The following is a 16,727-nucleotide window of genomic DNA, read 5'->3' on the forward strand; positions in this document are numbered from 1 at the left end:
ATGGTATCCGCAACGAGTCAAGCTGTACTTCGGCGGCGTTCCTGGCCCATTTTCTGTGCGATCGTGCTCGTGGGCCTCGGGATCGGAATGCTCGCGGCAGTTCTTAAGGTCACCTCGGTGAATGGGTTCCGGACCGGCTGGCAGGGAGTGCCGATCTACTTGGCGGTTGCGAGCGTCATGGGGCGAATCGCCGGCTGCAAAGTAATATTGCGTGACGACGCGCTCCTGGTGGTCAACCCCCTCCGCACCCACATTGTTCCGAAGGTGCTGATACGCGGAGCCTCGGTCAGCGATGACGGTACGCTGGAGGTGAACCTCGACGAGGACCGAAGTATCGCAGCGTTTGCATTCGGAGGGTCTCTCGTTGATCGTTTCAGGAAAACAAGCAGCGGGGCGGAGCAAGAAATCAACAGTTGGCTTCGTTCCGGTCGGGCAGCAAGTGACGCCGAGGCCGACCTGCGTGTCCGCTGGACCCGCTGCATGCCTGCCGACTTGGCTTTCGTCCTGTGTGGCGTGGTAGCCGGCGCAGGTGCGATCTGGATGGCCCTCAGTAGCGGTGCGTGACATCCATAGGTTTCACCGCCATTGCACGCATGACACCTGGATTGCTCTCAACGCCGCCGCCCGACGCAAGAATTGGTGGTGGACCGGCTGCTTGACGGCAATCCTTGGCGGTCTGGGAGTGGCGATGTCGCTGACGGGGACGGGCGAACGATTTTGGTGGGTGTTTTCCGTCGCGCTCTGCTGGCTGCTCTCGGTCATCTACATGATCAATCGCGGCTACGGTCGAACTCTCCTTACGCCGGAGCGGATGTCATTTCGCACTTTCTTCAGCCGCCGATCGATCCCGTGGGGGGAAATCACCAATATCGAGAAGCGGCGCCACCAAACACGCAGTGGAGAGTGGTGGGACCTGCGTGTCGTACGCTCGCACGGGCGGCCGCTTGCCATACCTGGCGCATTCAGCAGTCGCGCGGATGACGGTGATTTCGAAGTGAAGTTCACTGTCATTCGTGAGTATTGGGCCCGCTCGGCTCGCACAGAATGACTACCGTCGGGGCCCGAAACCCCCGCCCGCTCCCTGCAGAACCCCGGTCAGGGCCACACCAGGCAGTACGGCTGATGCCCCGCCTCATGCAACCGATGCGAGAAGTCCTGCCACTCGTGCAGCAGTTGGTAGACGTTGAACGCGTCCCGGGGGCCGCCCCGGTCCGGGACCGTCGACCAGATGAACGCCGCCGCGCCCACCGCCTCCTCGCCGATCCCGCGCAGGGGGTCGACGACCGTCATGGGGAGTTTCACGACCGCGTAGTCGGGGTGCAGGACGACCAGCTCCAGGGGCGGGACCTTGTGCAGGGGGACGCCCTCGATGCCCGTGAGGACCATCGCCGCCATCGTCTCCGGCTTGATCTTCGTGAACATGCCGTTCATGCCCAGCTCGTCGCCGCCGAGTTCCTCGGGGCGCATCGAGATCGGGACGCGGGCCGCGGTCGCGCCGTCGGGCGCGCCGAAGTACTTGTACGTCACCCCCACCCGACCACCATTCCTGCTCCCCGTCCGAAGATCGTCCGCTCGGCGTTCAGTACGTCCGTCGAGCCGCTCCGGTTCACCGGGCACACCCTGTACCTGACGTGTTTCCTGCGTGTCCTCCGCCTCGCGCCGGTGCCTTCCCCGCCGGGCACGTCGAGGACCCAGGTCATCAGTCCCCTCGCCCAGTCCGCCACCGCGATGCATATCTCCACCCGACTGCTTTTCTAGGACGCGTCGCCCCCGCCGCGCAACCCGATCATCGTGTCAGTGACCTCCCCCACGGCCGCCCGCCGAAACGTGCGCTGAAACATCTGTCCGCAGGATCTTCGCAGCCTCTGACCACGCCGGGCCGTTTGAGCTGTGTGTATCAGGTCCCAGTCTCGCAGACGACGGCGGCCCGGTGACCGGTTGTCCCACGCCCCTGCCTCCCACCCCCCTGGCCTACCCTGAACAGGTCACTGGCACCCGGAGCCCGACTACGTCGGAGAAGGTCGGAGAAGTCGCAGGTCATGAGCGAACTGTCATATCCGTATGAAGCACCGGCCTCGCAGGCTCTGTTCGACCGCGCGGCGGCCGTCACACCGGGCGGCGTGAACTCCCCGGTCCGGGCCTTCCGCGCCGTCGGCGGCACCCCGCGGTTCATGGTGTCCGGGACCGGCCCGTACCTGACGGACGCCGACGGGCGGGAGTACGTCGACCTCGTCTGCTCCTGGGGGCCGATGATCCTCGGGCACGCGCACCCCGAGGTCATCGCCGCCGTCCAGGACGCCGTCGCCCGCGGTACGTCCTTCGGCACGCCCGGTGAGGGCGAGGTCGCGCTCGCCGAGGAGATGGTCGCCCGGGTCGCGCCGCTGGAGCAGGTGCGGCTGGTGTCCAGCGGGACCGAGGCGACGATGTCGGCGATCCGGCTCGCGCGCGGGTTCACGCAGCGGACGAAGGTGGTCAAGTTCGCGGGGTGCTACCACGGCCACGTCGACTCGCTGCTCGCCGCGGCCGGCAGCGGCGTCGCCACCTTCGCGCTGCCCGACACCCCGGGTGTCACCGGCGCCCAGGCCGGCGACACCATCGTGCTGCCCTACAACGACCTCGACGCCGTGCGCGAGGCCTTCCGGGCCCACCCCGGCGAGATCGCCTGCGTGATCACCGAGGCCTCCCCGGGCAACATGGGCGTCGTCCCGCCCGCCGACGGCTTCAACCAGGGCCTGAAGGACATCTGCTCCGAGAACGGCGCCCTCTACATCTCCGACGAGGTCATGACCGGCTTCCGGACCAGCCGCGCCGGGTGGTTCGGCGTCGACGGCGTGGTCCCGGACCTGATGACCTTCGGCAAGGTGATGGGCGGCGGCTTCCCCGCCGCGGCCTTCGGCGGACGCGCGGACGTGATGGCGCACCTCGCCCCGGCCGGGCCCGTCTACCAGGCCGGCACCCTCTCCGGGAACCCCGTCGCCACCGCCGCCGGGCTCGCCCAGCTCCGGCTGCTCGACGACGCCGCGTACGCGAAGGTCGACGCCGTGTCGAAGGAGATCCAGGGCCTCGTCACCGACGCGCTGACCAAGGAGGGCGTCGCGCACCGGCTGCAGACCGCCTCCAACATGTTCTCCGTGTTCTTCACCGACCGGCCCGTGCGGAACTACGAGGACGCCAAGGCGCAGGATTCGTTCCGCTTCACCGCGTTCTTCCACTCGCTGCTCGCGCACGGCGTCTACCTGCCGCCGTCGTCCTTCGAGTCCTGGTTCGTGTCCACCGCGCACGACGAGCGGGCCGTGCAGCGCATCGCCGACGCCCTGCCGGCGGCGGCCCGGGCGGCCGCGGAGGCGACGGCATGAGCAACGGGACGAGCAGCGACATCACCGTCGTCCACGTCATGCGGCACGGCGAGGTCGCCAACCCGGACGGCATCCTCTACGGGCGGCTGCCCGGCTATCACCTCTCCGAGCTGGGCCGCCGCATGGCCGACCGGGTCGCCGAGCACCTGTCGGCGCGCGATGTGACGTACGTCGTCGCCTCGCCGCTGGAGCGCGCGCAGGAGACGGCCGAGCCGATCGCCAAGGCGCACGGGCTGGACCTCGCCACGGACGAGCGGCTGATCGAGGCCGACAACATCTTCCAGGGCAAGACGTTCGGCGTCGGGGACGGGGCGCTGCGCAAGCCCGGCAACTGGCGGCACCTGGTCAACCCGTTCCGGCCGTCCTGGGGCGAGCCGTACGTCGACCAGGTCGTGCGGATGATGAGCGCGCTGAGCGCCGCGAAGGACAAGGCGCGCGGGCACGAGGCGGTGGTGGTCAGCCACCAGCTGCCGATCTGGATCGTGCGGTCGTACGTCGAGCGGCGGCGGCTGTGGCACGACCCGCGCAAGCGGCAGTGCACACTCGCTTCGCTGACGACCTTCACGTACCAGGGCGACCGGATCGTCTCCGTCGGCTACACCGAGCCGGCCCGCGATCTCGTCCCGGCGCATCTGCTGGCCGGTGCCAAGCCGGTGAAGGGGAAGGGCAAGGCGTTCGGCGCGTAAGCCCTTTCTGTTCCCTTCTGACGCCTCCGTTACGGAATCTGCAAATTTCGACGGAACCTCCCCGTTCATCACGTCCTCTGACTGGGTGACCAGCACGATGTGATGAATCGGGGATGCCATGCGCGCTCTCACCCGCAGGGGAATGCTCGGAATCGGCGCGGGAGCCGCCGCCGTCTCGCTCGCCGGCTGCGGTGGCCTCACGGGCTCGGACGAGTCCGGCCACGCGGACGGTTCCGGCGGCGACAGGGCCCAGGGCGGGTCCGCGCCGAAGCCCGCCGCCCGGCCCATCGGCGACGGCTCCACCGCCTACACCGGCAAGCAGCCCCACCAGCCCGCGAAGCCCGAGCCGCTGGAGCCGGGTCAGACCCCGCCGCAGTTCGTGGTGTTCTCCTGGGACGGCGCCGGCGAGGTCGGCAACGGCCTCTTCCCGCGCTTCCTGGACCTGGCGAAGGAGCACGGCGCGAGCATGACCTTCTTCCTGTCCGGGCTGTACCTGCTGCCCGAGTCGAAGAAGCGCCTCTACGACCCGCCGAACAACCCGCGCGGCGCCTCCGACATCGGCTACCTCACCGACGCGCACATCAAGGACACGCTGAAGAACGTCCGCCGGGCGTGGCTGGAGGGCCACGAGATCGGCACCCACTTCAACGGCCACTTCTGCGGCGAGGCCCACGGCTCGGTCAAGAACTGGACGCCGCGGCAGTGGCGCAGCGAGATCGACCAGGCGAAGTCCTTCGTGAAGGAGTGGCGCACCAACACCGGCTGGACGGACCTGCCGTCGCTGCCGTTCGACTACGACAAGGAACTCGTCGGCGGCCGCACGCCCTGCCTGCTCGGCCAGGACAACCTGCTGCCCACGGCCCGCGAGCTGGGCTGGCGCTACGACGCCTCCTCCCCGGGCGGCCGTCAGGTGTGGCCCGTGAAGCGGCAGGGCATCTGGGACCTGCCGTTGCAGCAGATACCTTTTCCCGGCCGGGGCTTCGAGGTTCTCTCCATGGACTACAACATGCTGGCGAACCAGTCCCTGAACTCCACCAAGGCGCCCGCGCACAACTACCCGGGCTGGCGGGAGCAGTCGGCCCAGGCGTACATCCAGGGATTCAAGCGGGCATACGAGACAAACCGGGCACCGTTCTTCATCGGCAACCACTTCGAGCAGTGGAACGGCGGCATCTACATGGACGCCGTCGAGGAGGCCTTCCAGCACATCGCGCGCGAGAAGGAGAAGGGCGCCGATGTGCGTCTCGTCTCTTTCCGGCAGTACGTCGACTGGATGGACGCGCAGCGGCCCGAGGTCCTGGCCAAGCTCCGCACCCTCGACGTCGGGCAGCAGCCGGCGGGCGGCTGGCGGGAGTTCCTGAAGGCCACCCCCACCGGCTCCGGGACACCCTCCTCAAACGCCGCCTGAAATGCGGTTTTCCGCCCGCATGGGGGGTGGGCGAGATCGGCAGAACGGGCATGCGAAACTTTTCACATGAGTGCCGCCAGCCGCGCTTCCCTGCGCTCGAACCGCACCCGCCGCACCTTCCCGGGCCCCCGCCGCGCCGCCCTGCTCACCGCCGGTGCCGCGGCGGCGGCGCTGACCCTGTCCGCGTGCAGCTCGGGCGGTACGTCCAGCGGAGGCGGTGACACCAACTTCGTCCTGGGCAAGGACGGCATCGCCACCGCCGACAAGGGCGAGCGCGCGGACGCCCCGGACCTGTCCGGCAAGACCATCGACGGCAAGCAGCTCGACGTCGCCGACTACAAGGGCAAGGTCGTCGTCGTCAACGTCTGGGGCTCCTGGTGCCCGCCCTGCCGCGCCGAGGCGCCCGGCTTCGAGAAGACCTGGAAGGACCTCAAGGGCAAGGGCGTCCAGTTCGTCGGCATCAACACCCGCGACACCAGCACCGGCCCGGCCCTCGCCTTCGAGAAGGCGTACGGGGTGACGTACCCGAGCCTGTACGACCCGACGGGCAAGCTGATGCTCCGCTTCGAACGCGGCACCCTCAACCCGCAGGCCATCCCCTCCACCCTCGTCTTCGACCGGGAGGGGAAGATCGCCGCCCGCTCGCTCCAGGCGCTGAGCGAGGAGAAGCTCCGCAAGATGATCGCCCCGGTCCTCGCGGAGAAGTGACGTGACCTCGGCAGTCACCACGCTCGCGGCGACGGGCTACAACGGCACGGTGCTCAACGGCGCCCTGCTGGCGGCCCTGCCCATCGCGCTGCTCGGCGGTCTCGTCTCCTTCTTCTCCCCGTGCGTCCTGCCGCTCGTCCCCGGCTACCTGTCGTACGTGACCGGCGTCACGGGCACCGACCTCGCCGAGGCCCGGCGCGGCCGGATGGTCGCCGGTGCCTCCCTGTTCGTGCTCGGCTTCACCGCCGTGTTCGTCTCCTCCGGGGCGCTGTTCGGCTACTTCGGCGACACGCTCCAGGCGAACCGTGGCGTCCTGTCCAAGGTGCTCGGCGGGCTCATGATCCTCATGGGCGTGTTCTTCATGGGGCTGATGCCCTGGATGACCCAGCGCGAGTTCCGCCTCCACAAGCGGCCCGTGACCGGGCTCGTCGGGGCGCCGCTGCTGGGCGCGCTGTTCGGCATCGGCTGGACGCCGTGCATCGGGCCCACCCTGTCGTCGGTGCTGATCCTGTCCCAGGACCAGGGCAGCGCGGGCCGCGGGGCCCTGCTGACCGTCGCGTACTGCCTCGGTCTCGGCGTGCCCTTCGTGCTCGCCGCGGTCGCCTTCCGCAAGGCCCTCGGCGCCTTCGACTGGGTCAAGCGCCACTATGTGTGGGTGATGCGCCTCGGCGGCAGCATGATGATCGTCACCGGTCTGCTGCTGCTGACCGGCGCCTGGGACCGCATCGTGCAGGAGATGCAGACCTGGTCCAACGGCTTCACTGTGGGGATCTGATCGATGAGCAAGACCAGCACCACCGACCCGGCCCCCGCCGGCGGCCCGGAGGACCAGGACCTCGGCGCCGCGGGATCCCAGCTGTCCACCGCGCCCAAGGAGGACGCGCCCCACCTGCCCTCGCTGGGGGTCATCGGCTGGGCCCGCTGGTTCTGGCGACAGCTCACCTCCATGCGGGTCGCGCTGCTGCTGCTCCTGCTGCTGTCGCTCGGCGCGATCCCCGGCTCGCTCATCCCGCAGACCGGCATCGACGCCACCAAGGTCGCCGAGTTCCGCAAGAACAACCCCACCCTCGGCGACGTCTACGACAAGCTGGGGATGTTCCACGTCTACAGCTCGGTGTGGTTCTCCGCGATCTACATCCTGCTGTTCGTCTCCCTCATCGGCTGCATCGTGCCCCGCACCTGGCAGTTCGTCGGCCAGCTGCGCGGCCGCCCGCCGGGCGCCCCCAAGCGGCTGAACCGGCTGCCCGCCCACACCACGTGGCGTACGACGGCCGAGCCCGAGCAGGTCCGCGAGGCCGCGCTCGCCCTGCTGAAGAAGCGCCGCTTCCGCGCGCACCTCGCCGGTGACGCCGTCGCCGCCGAGAAGGGCTACCTGCGCGAGGTCGGCAACCTCGTCTTCCACCTCGCCCTGATCGTGATGCTGGTCGCCTTCGCCTGGGGCCAGCTGTTCAAGGCCGAGGGCTTCAAGCTGGTCGTCGAGGGCGACGGCTTCTCCAACACCCTCACCCAGTACGACGACTTCAAGTCCGGCAACCTCTTCACGCAGGACGACCTGAACCCCTTCAGCTTCCGCCTGAAGAACTTCACGGGCACCTACGAGATGAGCGGCCCCAACCGGGGCACCCCGCGCACCTACCAGGCGACGGTCGACTACAGCGTGGGCGCCTACGGCAAGGACGAGCACAAGACCATCAAGGTCAACGAGCCGCTCACCATCGGCGACACCAAGGTCTACCTCGCCAGCCACGGCTACGCCCCGGTCGTCACCGTCCGCGACGGCAAGGGCGACGTCGTCTACCGCGACGCCGTGCCGCTGCTCCCGCTGGACGGCTTCGCGACCTCCTCCGGCGCCATCAAGGTGATGGACGGCTACCGCAACGCCAAGGGCCAGAAGGAGCAGCTCGGCTTCCAGGCGTTCTTCGTGCCCACCTACCACGGCGGCGCGATGGTCTCCCAGTTCCCGGCGCTGATGAGCCCGGTCCTCGCGCTGAACGCCTACCACGGCGACCTGGGTGTCGACTCGGGCCTGCCGCAGAGCGTGTACCAGCTCGACAAGACCAACATGAAGGAGTTCAAGGACTCCCAGGGCAAGCTGCTGAAGAAGCTGCTCAAGCCCGGCCAGACGATGCAGCTGCCGAACGGCGCCGGCTCGATCACCTTCGAGAAGGACATCAAGGAGTGGGCGCAGTTCCAGATCACCCAGCAGCCGGCCAGCGGCTGGGCCCTGGGCGGTGCCATCGCCGCGATCTTCGGCCTGGCCGGCTCGCTGTTCATCCAGCGCCGCCGCGTCTGGGTCCGCGCGGTCCGGGGCGCCGACGGCGTCACCGTCGTCGAGATGGCCGGCCTCGGCCGCAGCGAGTCCGCCAAGGTCCCGGAGGAACTGGGCGACCTCGCCGGGATCCTGTACGACCGGGCGCCCGGAACATCCGACCCCGCAGACTCCCCCGACCCCGACCAGGAGCCGGGCACCACGACCCCCGTACCTGCCGAAGGGGCTGAGAAGCAGTGAATCTCGCCGCCGCGACCAACGAGAACCTCGCCAACATCAGCAACACGCTGATCTACTCCGCGATGGCCGTCTACACCCTGGCCTTCTTCGCGTACATCGCCGAATGGCTCTTCGGCAGCCGCAGCAAGGTGGCCCGCACCGCCGCCGCGCTCACGGCCAAGTCCGAGACGAAGAAGGCGCCCGCCGTCACCGTGAACCAGGCGGGCGGCACCGCCGTCCTGGAGCGGCCGAAGGTCACCGTGCGGGCCACGGCCGGCCAGCGCGACGTGCCGGACGGGCCCGGGGCGCACGGCGGTGACGAGCAGGGCGACCTGTACGGCCGGATCGCCATCTCCCTCACCGTGCTCGCCTTCCTCATCGAGCTGGGCGGCGTCATCGCCCGCGCGGCCTCGGTGGAACGGGCGCCGTGGGGCAACATGTACGAGTTCAACATCACGTTCTCCACGGTCGCCGTCGGCGTGTACCTCGGGCTGCTGGCACTGAAGAAGAACGTCCGCTGGCTCGGTCTGTTCCTGACCACGACCGTCCTGCTCGACCTGGGCCTCGCCGTCACGGTCCTGTACACCGCCAGCGACCAGCTGGTCCCGGCGCTGCACTCGTACTGGCTGTACATCCACGTCTCCACCGCGATCTTCTGCGGCGCCGTGTTCTACGTGGGCGCGGTCGGCACGATCCTGTACCTCTTCAAGGACTCCTACGAGAACAAGCTGGCGAGCGGCGGCACGCCCGGCACCTTCGCGACCTCGGTCCTGGAGCGGCTGCCCTCCGCCGCCTCCCTCGACAAGTTCTCCTACCGCGTCAACGCGGCCGTCTTCCCGCTGTGGACCTTCACGATCATCGCGGGCGCCATCTGGGCGGGCGACGCCTGGGGCCGCTACTGGGGCTGGGACCCCAAGGAGACCTGGTCCTTCATCACCTGGGTCGCCTACGCCGGTTACCTGCATGCCCGCGCCACCGCCGGCTGGAAGGGCCGCAAGGCCGCCTACCTGGCCCTGCTCGCCTTCGGCTGCTGGCTGTTCAACTACTACGGCGTGAACATCTTCGTCTCCGGCAAGCACTCGTACGCGGGCGTGTAGGCCCGGGGCGTCTCACCGCCTGGTGGGGGGGCGCGGTCCGCGACCGGCAGGACGATGTCGCGCAGCCGGTCGGCGTACAGCCACAGGTTCTTGTGGGCGACGTCGGTGTCCGGGTGGCGGGCCGCGAACCACAGCCCCTCGTGCAGCCGGGTGACCCAGGCGCAGACCTGGTCGCCGTAGGACACCCGGTCGAACGACGGTCCGGGTGCCGTCGTCCGCTCACGCGTCGTCGGTGTCCGGCCGGTCCCGGTTCCTGGTGCGGCGGTGCCGGGCGTAGCGGTGGGCGCCGGCCGTCGCGGCGACGATCGCCGCCGTCGCGAGCTGCGCGGGCAGCTCTGTGAGCAGCCCGTGTGCGAGGAGCGACAGTACGTGGTTGAGTTGGTCCGACATGGGGGGACTCCTCGGATGGGGTGGGGATGGCGTCGGCGGGCTGCCCGGCCTGTTTCGGTGACGCGGCAAGCCTGCTGGCCGGACGGCCTCGACTCCACTAGTCCGGGTGGTCCCGTGTACAAGTCCGGACAAGTACGGGGCCGTCGACACGGTGAGTGGACCAACTGAACACGCGGGTAGGGGTGTCGGAGCGAGCGGAGGGCGCCGCACCCGCCCCTGGGCGGAGCTGCGGGGTACCTCCGACGAGGCCAACGCCCTCGCCCGGCTGCTCCGCGAGTGGCTGGACCGCGCCGGCCTGCGGCTCGACGACCTGCTGCGCGAGCTCAAGGCCGAGCACTTCGAACGCCAGACGATCCCGAGCCGCAGCACGGTCGCCGACCGCCTGGCCGGCGTGAACCCGCGGTGGGACTTCGTCGAGGCGGTGGCCGACGTCTGCTCCCGGAACAAGGCCGAGCGCGACCGGCTGACCGAGCGGGCCCGCCCGCTGTACGAGGCCGCCGAGCGGGCCAGGCGGGCCGGACGGCGCGGCGGCAGACCGGCGAGCCCGCCCGAGGCGGTCACCGGCCCGGGGCACGGCGGCGCGGAGGCCACGGCCGAACTGGTCGCCGCGCAGCAGCATTCGCTGGCGCTCTCCGACCAGTTGCTGCGGGCGCTGCAGCGCACGGCCGAGTTGGAGAAGGCGCGCAACGACGCCAACCAGATGGTGCTGATCCTGCTCGCCCTCGTCGACAAACTGCACCGCGACATCGCCACGCTCACCGCGGAACGGGACCGGACGATGTCCCGGCTGCCGGGCCTCGTCATGCTCGACGAGGTCCAGGACCGCCTGCGGCACAGCGAGGCGCAGCGCGTCCAGGCCGAGACGGAACTGAGCCGGGCGCGGGCCGAGCGCGAGAAGGCCGACCGGCTGGCCGAGCAGTCCGCCGAGCAGGTGCGCCGCCTGTCGGAGGAGCTGGCGCGGCTGCGCCGGGGCGACGACGACGGGTCCGCCGCCGGGGAGGACGCCGTGCCCGAGCCCGACGCGCTGGTGCCGTCCCCGGTGCCCGGACTCGTCCAGGACGACATCGACGCCGCGCTGACGAAGGCCGCGCACATCCTGGACAACGGCGCGGAACGCCTGGAGCAGCTCGCGGAGGAACTCCAGGACGAGTCGGCCGGGTTGTCCGGCCCGGACAACCCGCTGACCAGCGACGCACGTCCGGACAACCGGCCGGACAACCCGCCGGACCACGCGTCGGACGACGGTCCGGAGTACGTGCCGGACCACGGGTCGGACCATGGACCGGACTACGGGTCGGACATCTCCGTCGTCGTGGACTACGCGGACAACCGCGCCGTCGCCCAGCTCGTCGACAAGGTCCGGTGGGCGCAGGCCAGCGGGCGGGACGACGGCCTGATCGACCTGCTGTGCCTGGCCGGGCGCGACTGGCCGGCCGGGCGCCTGCTCGCCGCCCTGAAGCGGCTGCGCCGGCTGAGCGCGGGCCCCGAAGTCGCCCGGGTGTTCCGGGAGTTCGGGGAGCGGCGCCCCACGCACGGCCTGGTCTCCGCGCTGCCCCTGCTGCCGCGGGACGACGTGCGCGCGGTGATCGCGGCCATGGGGGCGGGCCGTCCGGCCCGGCCCTTCCTGCACGCCGTGGAGCGCCTGCGCGCGGTCGGTCTCTCGGACTTCGCCGGCCAGGCGCTGCTGGCGGCCGGCCGGCTGCGCCCGCTGGACAAGCTCCCGCTGGTGCTGCCCCCGCTGAGAGGGGGCAGGGAGGCGGACACGGTCCTGATCCTGCACGGTGTGTGCGCACGGCCGCCGGAGGAACGGGAAGCGGCCGTGTCCGCGCTGGCGGAGGTGGGGATGCGGGAGGAAGCCGGTTTCCTGCGTGTCGCTGCCGCGGGCTCCGGCAGCACCTCCTCGTGGTTCGACCCCACCGTGCGGGCCCGCCGGGAGCCGGAGCCTCAGGAGCCGGAGCGCCGTACGTCCACGACGCTCACCACGCGGATCCGCATCAACATCCCCGGCTCACGCCCCATCCCGCCGGTCGTGGTGCGGGGGCCGCAGGTCCCTTCGGACCGGGCACCGCAGGACTGATCAGCCGCCCCCTCTCCGACGGTGACCGCGCGACCGTCGACAGGTCGAACCAGTCGGCCGGCGGCTGGTCGTCGAAGCCGAGCACGGAGACGCCTTCGGGCACCGCGATCGTCCCGGTCCTGCCGGTGACCAGGCTCGCGGCCTGCCGGGACACGCGAATTCCAGCCCGCGCGCGGCCTCCTCGACGCGAGCCGGACCTCCGGCGAGACGGTGCGCGGGGAAAGCAGTTGACCGTCCCCTGCCGCCCTCGGGCACGATCACGGTTCCGCCCCGTCCTCGGGCCGCACGAGAAGGAGCCCGCCGTGTCCACCGCCCTCTTCCCGGACCTCACCCGCCCCGGCACGCTGACCATCGGCACGCGGCACGCCGACGGCCCCGACCGCCAACAGACGCTCGTGGCAGCCGAGTCGGGAGCGCTCGGAACCCCGCCGACGGGCCTCGCCGCCGTCAGCTGGTTCCTGAGCACGGACGGGGAGACCGTGCTGACGCTCGCCCAGTGGGACGACGACACGGCCGTTCCGCTCGCCGGGCCGCCCCGCTACCGCCTCGACCGCAGCCTGGCCGAAGACCACGAGACCCGTGTCCCGGGCTGCCTGATCACCGCCGCCTTCGACGTCGACGGGCCCGAGCGGCAGCGCTTCTTCACCGACGCGGTGATCGCCGCCCAGCCGCGTGACGGCGGCCACCCCGGGGCTATCTCCGCCCACTTCCTGCACAGCGTCGACGGCAGCCGGGTGCTGCTCTACACCGAGTGGACCAGCGCCGAGGCCCACCAGGAGGCCGCCGAGGCCGGCGACCACGACAAGGGGCACGAGCTGTTCTCCGGAACACCCGGGGTGCGGCTCACGCACGGTGGGCGGTTCCGTCTCCAGCACGCGCTGCGGTGGACGCCCGCCGGGTGACCGAGCGTCTCGGACACCAGGACGTCACCGCGTGCGAGTCACTTCGTCCCCACCACCCGCAGGGTCCCCACCACCAGCGCCCGCGTCACCGCCGTCACCTCCCGCAGCGACACCCGCTCCGCCGCGCTGTGCGCCACCTGGATGTCCCCCGGCCCGAACTGCAGCGTCGGGATCCCGGCCCCGGCGTACAGCCGCAGGTCGCTGCCGTACGTCGCGCCGCGTTCGCGCAGGTCGGGGCCCCCGGCGGTGTCGGACCAGGCGCCGCGCAGGACACCGGGCAGGGGGTGCCCGTCGGGCAGACGGCCGGGGGCGAACTGGCCGCCGGGCCAGGTCACGGTCGGGGGGTGGGCGCGCAGCCAGGGGTCGGCGGCACAGGCCTCGGCCACGCACTCCTCCAGGGCGCGGCGGGCGTCGGCCGGGTCCTCGTCCAGGCGTACGCCGAGCCGGCCCTCGGCGACGAGCAGGTCCGGGACGCTGCTCGCCCAGTCACCGGAGCGCAGGGTGCCGACGGACAGGGCGTACGGGATGGGGTACTCCGCCAGCAGCGGGCCGGGGTCGGTGTTGCGCACGCCCTCCAGGCGGGCCAGGGCCCGGTGCAGGGGCAGGTAGGCGTCGATCGCGCTCACGCCACGCTCCCGGGAACTGGCGTGGGCGGCCCGGCCGGGCACGGTGACGCGGAACGTCAGGGCACCGGCGTTGGCGGTGATCAGCGTGCCCGCGGTGGGCTCGGCGATGACGCAGGCGTCGCCGCCGTGGCCCCGCAGGAGGGTGCCGAAGGCGCCGAGGCCGCCGTCCTCCTCTCCGACGACGAAGTGCACCGCGATCCGGCCGCGCAGCCGGATCCCGGCCGCGCGGATCGCGGCCAGCGCGGCGAGGTGCGCCGCGAGCCCGGCCTTCATGTCGCAGGCTCCGCGCCCGTGCACGATGTCTCCCTGCACCCGGGGCACGAACGGGTCGCCGTCCCAGGCGGTGAGGTCGCCGGGCGGTACGACGTCGACGTGGCCCTGGAGGATCAGGGTGGGCCCGTCGCCGCCGTCGGGTGTGGTGCCGACCAGGCCCCACGCCTCGTCGCGGGGCGCCTCCGTGCCCGGGAAGTCCGGGTGGGCCCGCAGGGCGGGCAGGTCCATGGACCACAGGTCGGTCTCCAGTCCCAGCCACTCCAGCCGGCCTGCCAGTTGGTGCTGGAGCTCCGACTCGGCGGGGCTGCCGGTCACACTGGGGACGGCTATCAGCTCCTGCACGGTCCGGGCCAGGGCCGCCTCGTCGATCTCCGCCAGGGCGGCGGCCTCCTCGTCACTCAGCACGCTGCCGGTCCTCCCCTCACCCGGGGCACGACGGTCGCGGCCCCGCTCGCATATCTGCTCAGCGCGGGCCGTTCGTACGCGGCGAGGCGCCCCGGGAGCGGTCGGGTGTCAGCCGATGCCGCCGCCCACCGTGAATCCGATCACCGTCCCGCCACCGTCCCGCCGGTACGCGAACGGCGCTCCCCCGTGCGCGAGAGCCACCTCGCGGACGATGGACAGGCCCAGGCCGGAGCCCGGCAGGGAGCGGGCGTCGGCCGCGCGGTAGAAGCGGTCGAAGACGCGGTCGAGGTCCTTCTCGGCTATGCCGGGACCCCGGTCGAGGACCTCCACGCGGATCACGCCGGGCCGGGCGGGCCCCGCGACGACGATCTCGATGGGGGCCGTGCCGCCCTGGTCGAACTTCACGGCGTTCTCCACGAGGTTGGACAGCGCCCGGGTCAGCATCCCGGGCCGCCCGTCGGTCGTGGTGTCGCCGCTCGCGCGCAGCACGATCCGCCGGCCGCTGCGGCGCCGGGCGAGGCCCGCGACCTCGTCCGCGATGTCGGCCAGGTTCACCCGCTGCGGCGGCTCCGTGTCGGACTGCCCGGCCGCGAGGTCGACCAGCTCGTTGACCAGGTCGGTCAGCTCCCGGGCCTCCTGTCCCAGGTCGGCGACGAGCTCCTCGCGGGTCTCCGGCGGGAGTTCGTCGATCCGGCGGAGCAGGGAGATGTTCGTCCGCAGCGAGGTCAGCGGCGTGCGCAGCTCGTGGCCCGCGTCCTGGACCAGGCGGCGCTGGTCCTCCTCGGACTGGGCGAGCCGGCCCAGCATGCGGTCGAAGGCCCGGCCCAGCCGGCCCACCTCGTCATGCCCGGCGACGGGCACCTGGATGCCGAGGCGGCGGGTGCGGGCGACGTCCTCGGCGGCGTCGGTCAGCACGACCAGGCGGCGCGTGATCCGCCGGGCCAGCCACCAGCCGAACAGCCCGGCGGCGATCACGACGGCGGCCATCAGCACGAGCGTCCGCTGCTGGAGCGCCCGCAGCAGGTCCTCGACGTCGCTGAACTCCTGCGCGACCTGCACCGCGCCCCGCCCGCCGCCGAGGGAGACGGTCGCCACGCGGTACACGTCGTCTCCGACGTCGACGTCCTTGTGCTCGGCCACCGCCCCGGACACGTCCGCGGCGGCGATCCGCACGTCGGCACCGGTGACCGGCAGCCCCGGACTGCCCCGGTCGACGACCCGCCCGTCCGGGCCGAGCACCTGCACGTCCGTCCGGGCGGGCCGCACCAGGTCGTGGCCGGGCGCGGCGGACGAGAAGTCGCCGGGCGTCATCCGGTTCTGGCTGACCTCGTCACGCAGGTCCTGCACGACCTCGTCGAACACCGTCTGCTGGTCCACCCGCACCAGCCGGGCCGCCGCGCTGTAGGACAGGATGCCGACCAGGATCGTCACGGCCGCCGTCACCGCCGCGAACGACACCGCGAACGTGGTCCGCAGCGACACCAGCTTCGGCCGCCGCCCGACCAGCAGCCGTCGCAGGCGGCCCACTCAGTCCTCCCGCAGCACGTAACCCACGCCGCGCACCGTGTGGATCAGCTGCGGTGCGCCCGGCTCGTCGAGCTTGCGGCGCAGGTAGCCGACGTAGACGGCGAGGTTCTTCGAGCCGGGCCCGAAGTCGTAGCCCCAGATGCGGTCGTAGATCGTCGAGTGGTCGAGGACGATGCCCGTGTTGCGGACCAGCAGCTCCAGCAGTTCGAACTCGGTGCGGGTCAGTTCCAGCTCGCGCGCGCCCCGCCAGGCCCGGCGCGCCTGCGGGTCCATGCGGATGCCGGCGGCCTCGATGAACCGCTCGGGCACGGGCCGGGGCGCCTCGGCCACCGGCGCGCTCCCGACGCCCACCGGGCTGGTGCGGCGCAGCAGCGCGCGCAGCCGGGCGAAGACCTCCTCGACGTCGAAGGGCTTCACGACGTAGTCGTCGGCGCCCGCGTCGAGACCGGCGATCCGGTCGGCGGTCTCCACGAGGGCCGTCAGCATCAGGATCGGCGTCCGGTCGCCCTCGGCGCGCAGCACGCGGCACACCTGGAGCCCGTCGATGCCGGGCATCATCACGTCCAGGACGAGGACGTCCGGGCGGTTGCGGTGGGCCTGCGCCAGTGCCTCGACACCGTCGGCGACCGCCATGACCTGGTAGCCCTCCAGGGTCAGGGCGCGCTCCAGGGCGTTGCGGATGGCGCGGTCGTCTTCGGCGAGCAGCACTGTTTGGGACACGCGTCCAGTGTGCCAAGCCGACGGGCCCCCGGGAGGGGGCGGGCGGCGCCGGAGCGTCCTTCTT

15 protein-coding genes and 2 pseudogenes are annotated in these 16,727 nt (G+C 71.5%); 11 read left to right on the forward strand and 6 right to left on the reverse strand.

Going from position 1 to position 16,727, the window contains the following annotated elements; translation table 11 throughout:
- Positions 1-63: 63 nt before the first annotated feature.
- Both ACSUPV_RS17055 and ACSUPV_RS17060 read left to right on the forward strand, forming a co-directional pair.
- Positions 64-564 carry a hypothetical protein gene (locus ACSUPV_RS17055; RefSeq protein ID WP_436947772.1) on the forward strand — a complete coding sequence of 167 codons (501 nt, stop codon included), beginning with the start codon at positions 64-66 and terminating at the stop codon, positions 562-564.
- A complete protein-coding gene (locus tag ACSUPV_RS17060; RefSeq protein WP_436947773.1) occupies positions 557-1,048 on the forward strand; it encodes a hypothetical protein in 492 nt (163 codons plus the stop codon). The genes ACSUPV_RS17055 and ACSUPV_RS17060 overlap by 8 nt, the downstream gene beginning before the upstream one ends.
- A gap of 47 nt (positions 1,049-1,095) precedes the next feature.
- On the opposite strand, the gene ACSUPV_RS17065 is transcribed toward ACSUPV_RS17060, so the two are convergent.
- Positions 1,096-1,533 (reverse strand): hypothetical protein, encoded by a 438-nt coding sequence (locus ACSUPV_RS17065; RefSeq protein WP_003974483.1) that lies wholly within the window; start codon positions 1,531-1,533, stop codon positions 1,096-1,098.
- Positions 1,534-2,039: 506 nt separating this feature from the next.
- Between ACSUPV_RS17065 and hemL the strand changes: the two genes are divergently transcribed.
- The 7 genes from hemL (at position 2,040) to ccsB (ending at position 9,743) form a co-directional block, all read left to right on the forward strand.
- A complete protein-coding gene (gene hemL / locus ACSUPV_RS17070) occupies positions 2,040-3,356 on the forward strand; it encodes a glutamate-1-semialdehyde 2,1-aminomutase (protein ID WP_436947774.1) in 1,317 nt (438 codons plus the stop codon).
- Entirely contained in the window at positions 3,353-4,042 is a 690-nt protein-coding gene (locus ACSUPV_RS17075; RefSeq protein WP_031117096.1) for a histidine phosphatase family protein, read from the forward strand. The genes hemL and ACSUPV_RS17075 overlap by 4 nt, the downstream gene beginning before the upstream one ends.
- 118 nt (positions 4,043-4,160) lie before the next feature.
- Positions 4,161-5,450 carry a hypothetical protein gene (locus ACSUPV_RS17080; protein WP_436947775.1) on the forward strand — a complete coding sequence of 430 codons (1,290 nt, stop codon included), beginning with the start codon at positions 4,161-4,163 and terminating at the stop codon, positions 5,448-5,450.
- Positions 5,451-5,516: 66 nt separating this feature from the next.
- On the forward strand, positions 5,517-6,158 hold the full coding sequence (locus ACSUPV_RS17085) for a TlpA family protein disulfide reductase (protein WP_031117099.1): 642 nt from the start codon (positions 5,517-5,519) through the stop codon (positions 6,156-6,158).
- A 1-nt stretch (position 6,159) separates the two neighbouring features.
- On the forward strand, positions 6,160-6,933 hold the full coding sequence (locus ACSUPV_RS17090; protein WP_031117100.1) for a cytochrome c biogenesis CcdA family protein: 774 nt from the start codon (positions 6,160-6,162) through the stop codon (positions 6,931-6,933).
- 3 nt (positions 6,934-6,936) lie between these two features.
- Positions 6,937-8,667 (forward strand): cytochrome c biogenesis protein ResB, encoded by a 1,731-nt coding sequence (gene resB, locus ACSUPV_RS17095; protein WP_031117101.1) that lies wholly within the window; start codon positions 6,937-6,939, stop codon positions 8,665-8,667.
- Positions 8,664-9,743, forward strand: coding sequence for a c-type cytochrome biogenesis protein CcsB (ccsB, locus tag ACSUPV_RS17100; RefSeq protein ID WP_031117102.1), 1,080 nt, complete (start codon positions 8,664-8,666; stop codon positions 9,741-9,743). Before resB ends, ccsB begins: the two co-directional genes overlap by 4 nt.
- Here the strand turns inward: ccsB and ACSUPV_RS17105 are convergent.
- Positions 9,692-9,931 (reverse strand): annotated as a pseudogene (locus ACSUPV_RS17105) (hypothetical protein); the annotation flags it as partial. The gene ccsB and the pseudogene ACSUPV_RS17105 overlap by 52 nt on opposite strands.
- A 31-nt stretch (positions 9,932-9,962) precedes the next feature.
- Complete coding sequence (locus ACSUPV_RS17110; RefSeq protein WP_359784918.1) at positions 9,963-10,133, reverse strand: hypothetical protein; 171 nt, start codon at positions 10,131-10,133, stop codon at positions 9,963-9,965.
- A 151-nt stretch (positions 10,134-10,284) separates the two neighbouring features.
- Here ACSUPV_RS17110 and ACSUPV_RS17115 point away from each other — a divergent pair.
- Both ACSUPV_RS17115 and ACSUPV_RS17120 read left to right on the forward strand, forming a co-directional pair.
- Positions 10,285-12,198, forward strand: a pseudogene (locus tag ACSUPV_RS17115) (hypothetical protein); the annotation flags it as partial.
- Between the two features lie 314 nt (positions 12,199-12,512).
- Entirely contained in the window at positions 12,513-13,112 is a 600-nt protein-coding gene (locus tag ACSUPV_RS17120) for an antibiotic biosynthesis monooxygenase (RefSeq protein WP_051648905.1), read from the forward strand.
- A 38-nt stretch (positions 13,113-13,150) separates the two neighbouring features.
- Here the strand turns inward: ACSUPV_RS17120 and ACSUPV_RS17125 are convergent, their stop codons facing one another.
- The 3 genes from ACSUPV_RS17125 to ACSUPV_RS17135 form a co-directional block, all read right to left on the reverse strand.
- Entirely contained in the window at positions 13,151-14,416 is a 1,266-nt protein-coding gene (locus tag ACSUPV_RS17125; RefSeq protein WP_436947776.1) for an ArgE/DapE family deacylase, read from the reverse strand.
- A 108-nt stretch (positions 14,417-14,524) separates the two neighbouring features.
- A complete protein-coding gene (locus ACSUPV_RS17130) occupies positions 14,525-15,943 on the reverse strand; it encodes a HAMP domain-containing sensor histidine kinase (RefSeq protein WP_037763407.1) in 1,419 nt (472 codons plus the stop codon).
- Positions 15,944-16,663 carry a response regulator transcription factor gene (locus tag ACSUPV_RS17135; protein ID WP_078650874.1) on the reverse strand — a complete coding sequence of 240 codons (720 nt, stop codon included), beginning with the start codon at positions 16,661-16,663 and terminating at the stop codon, positions 15,944-15,946.
- Positions 16,664-16,727: the final 64 nt, after the last annotated feature.

This window comes from Streptomyces sp. SudanB52_2052 (assembly GCF_964272415.1).
Lineage (GTDB): Bacteria > Actinomycetota > Actinomycetes > Streptomycetales > Streptomycetaceae > Streptomyces > Streptomyces olindensis.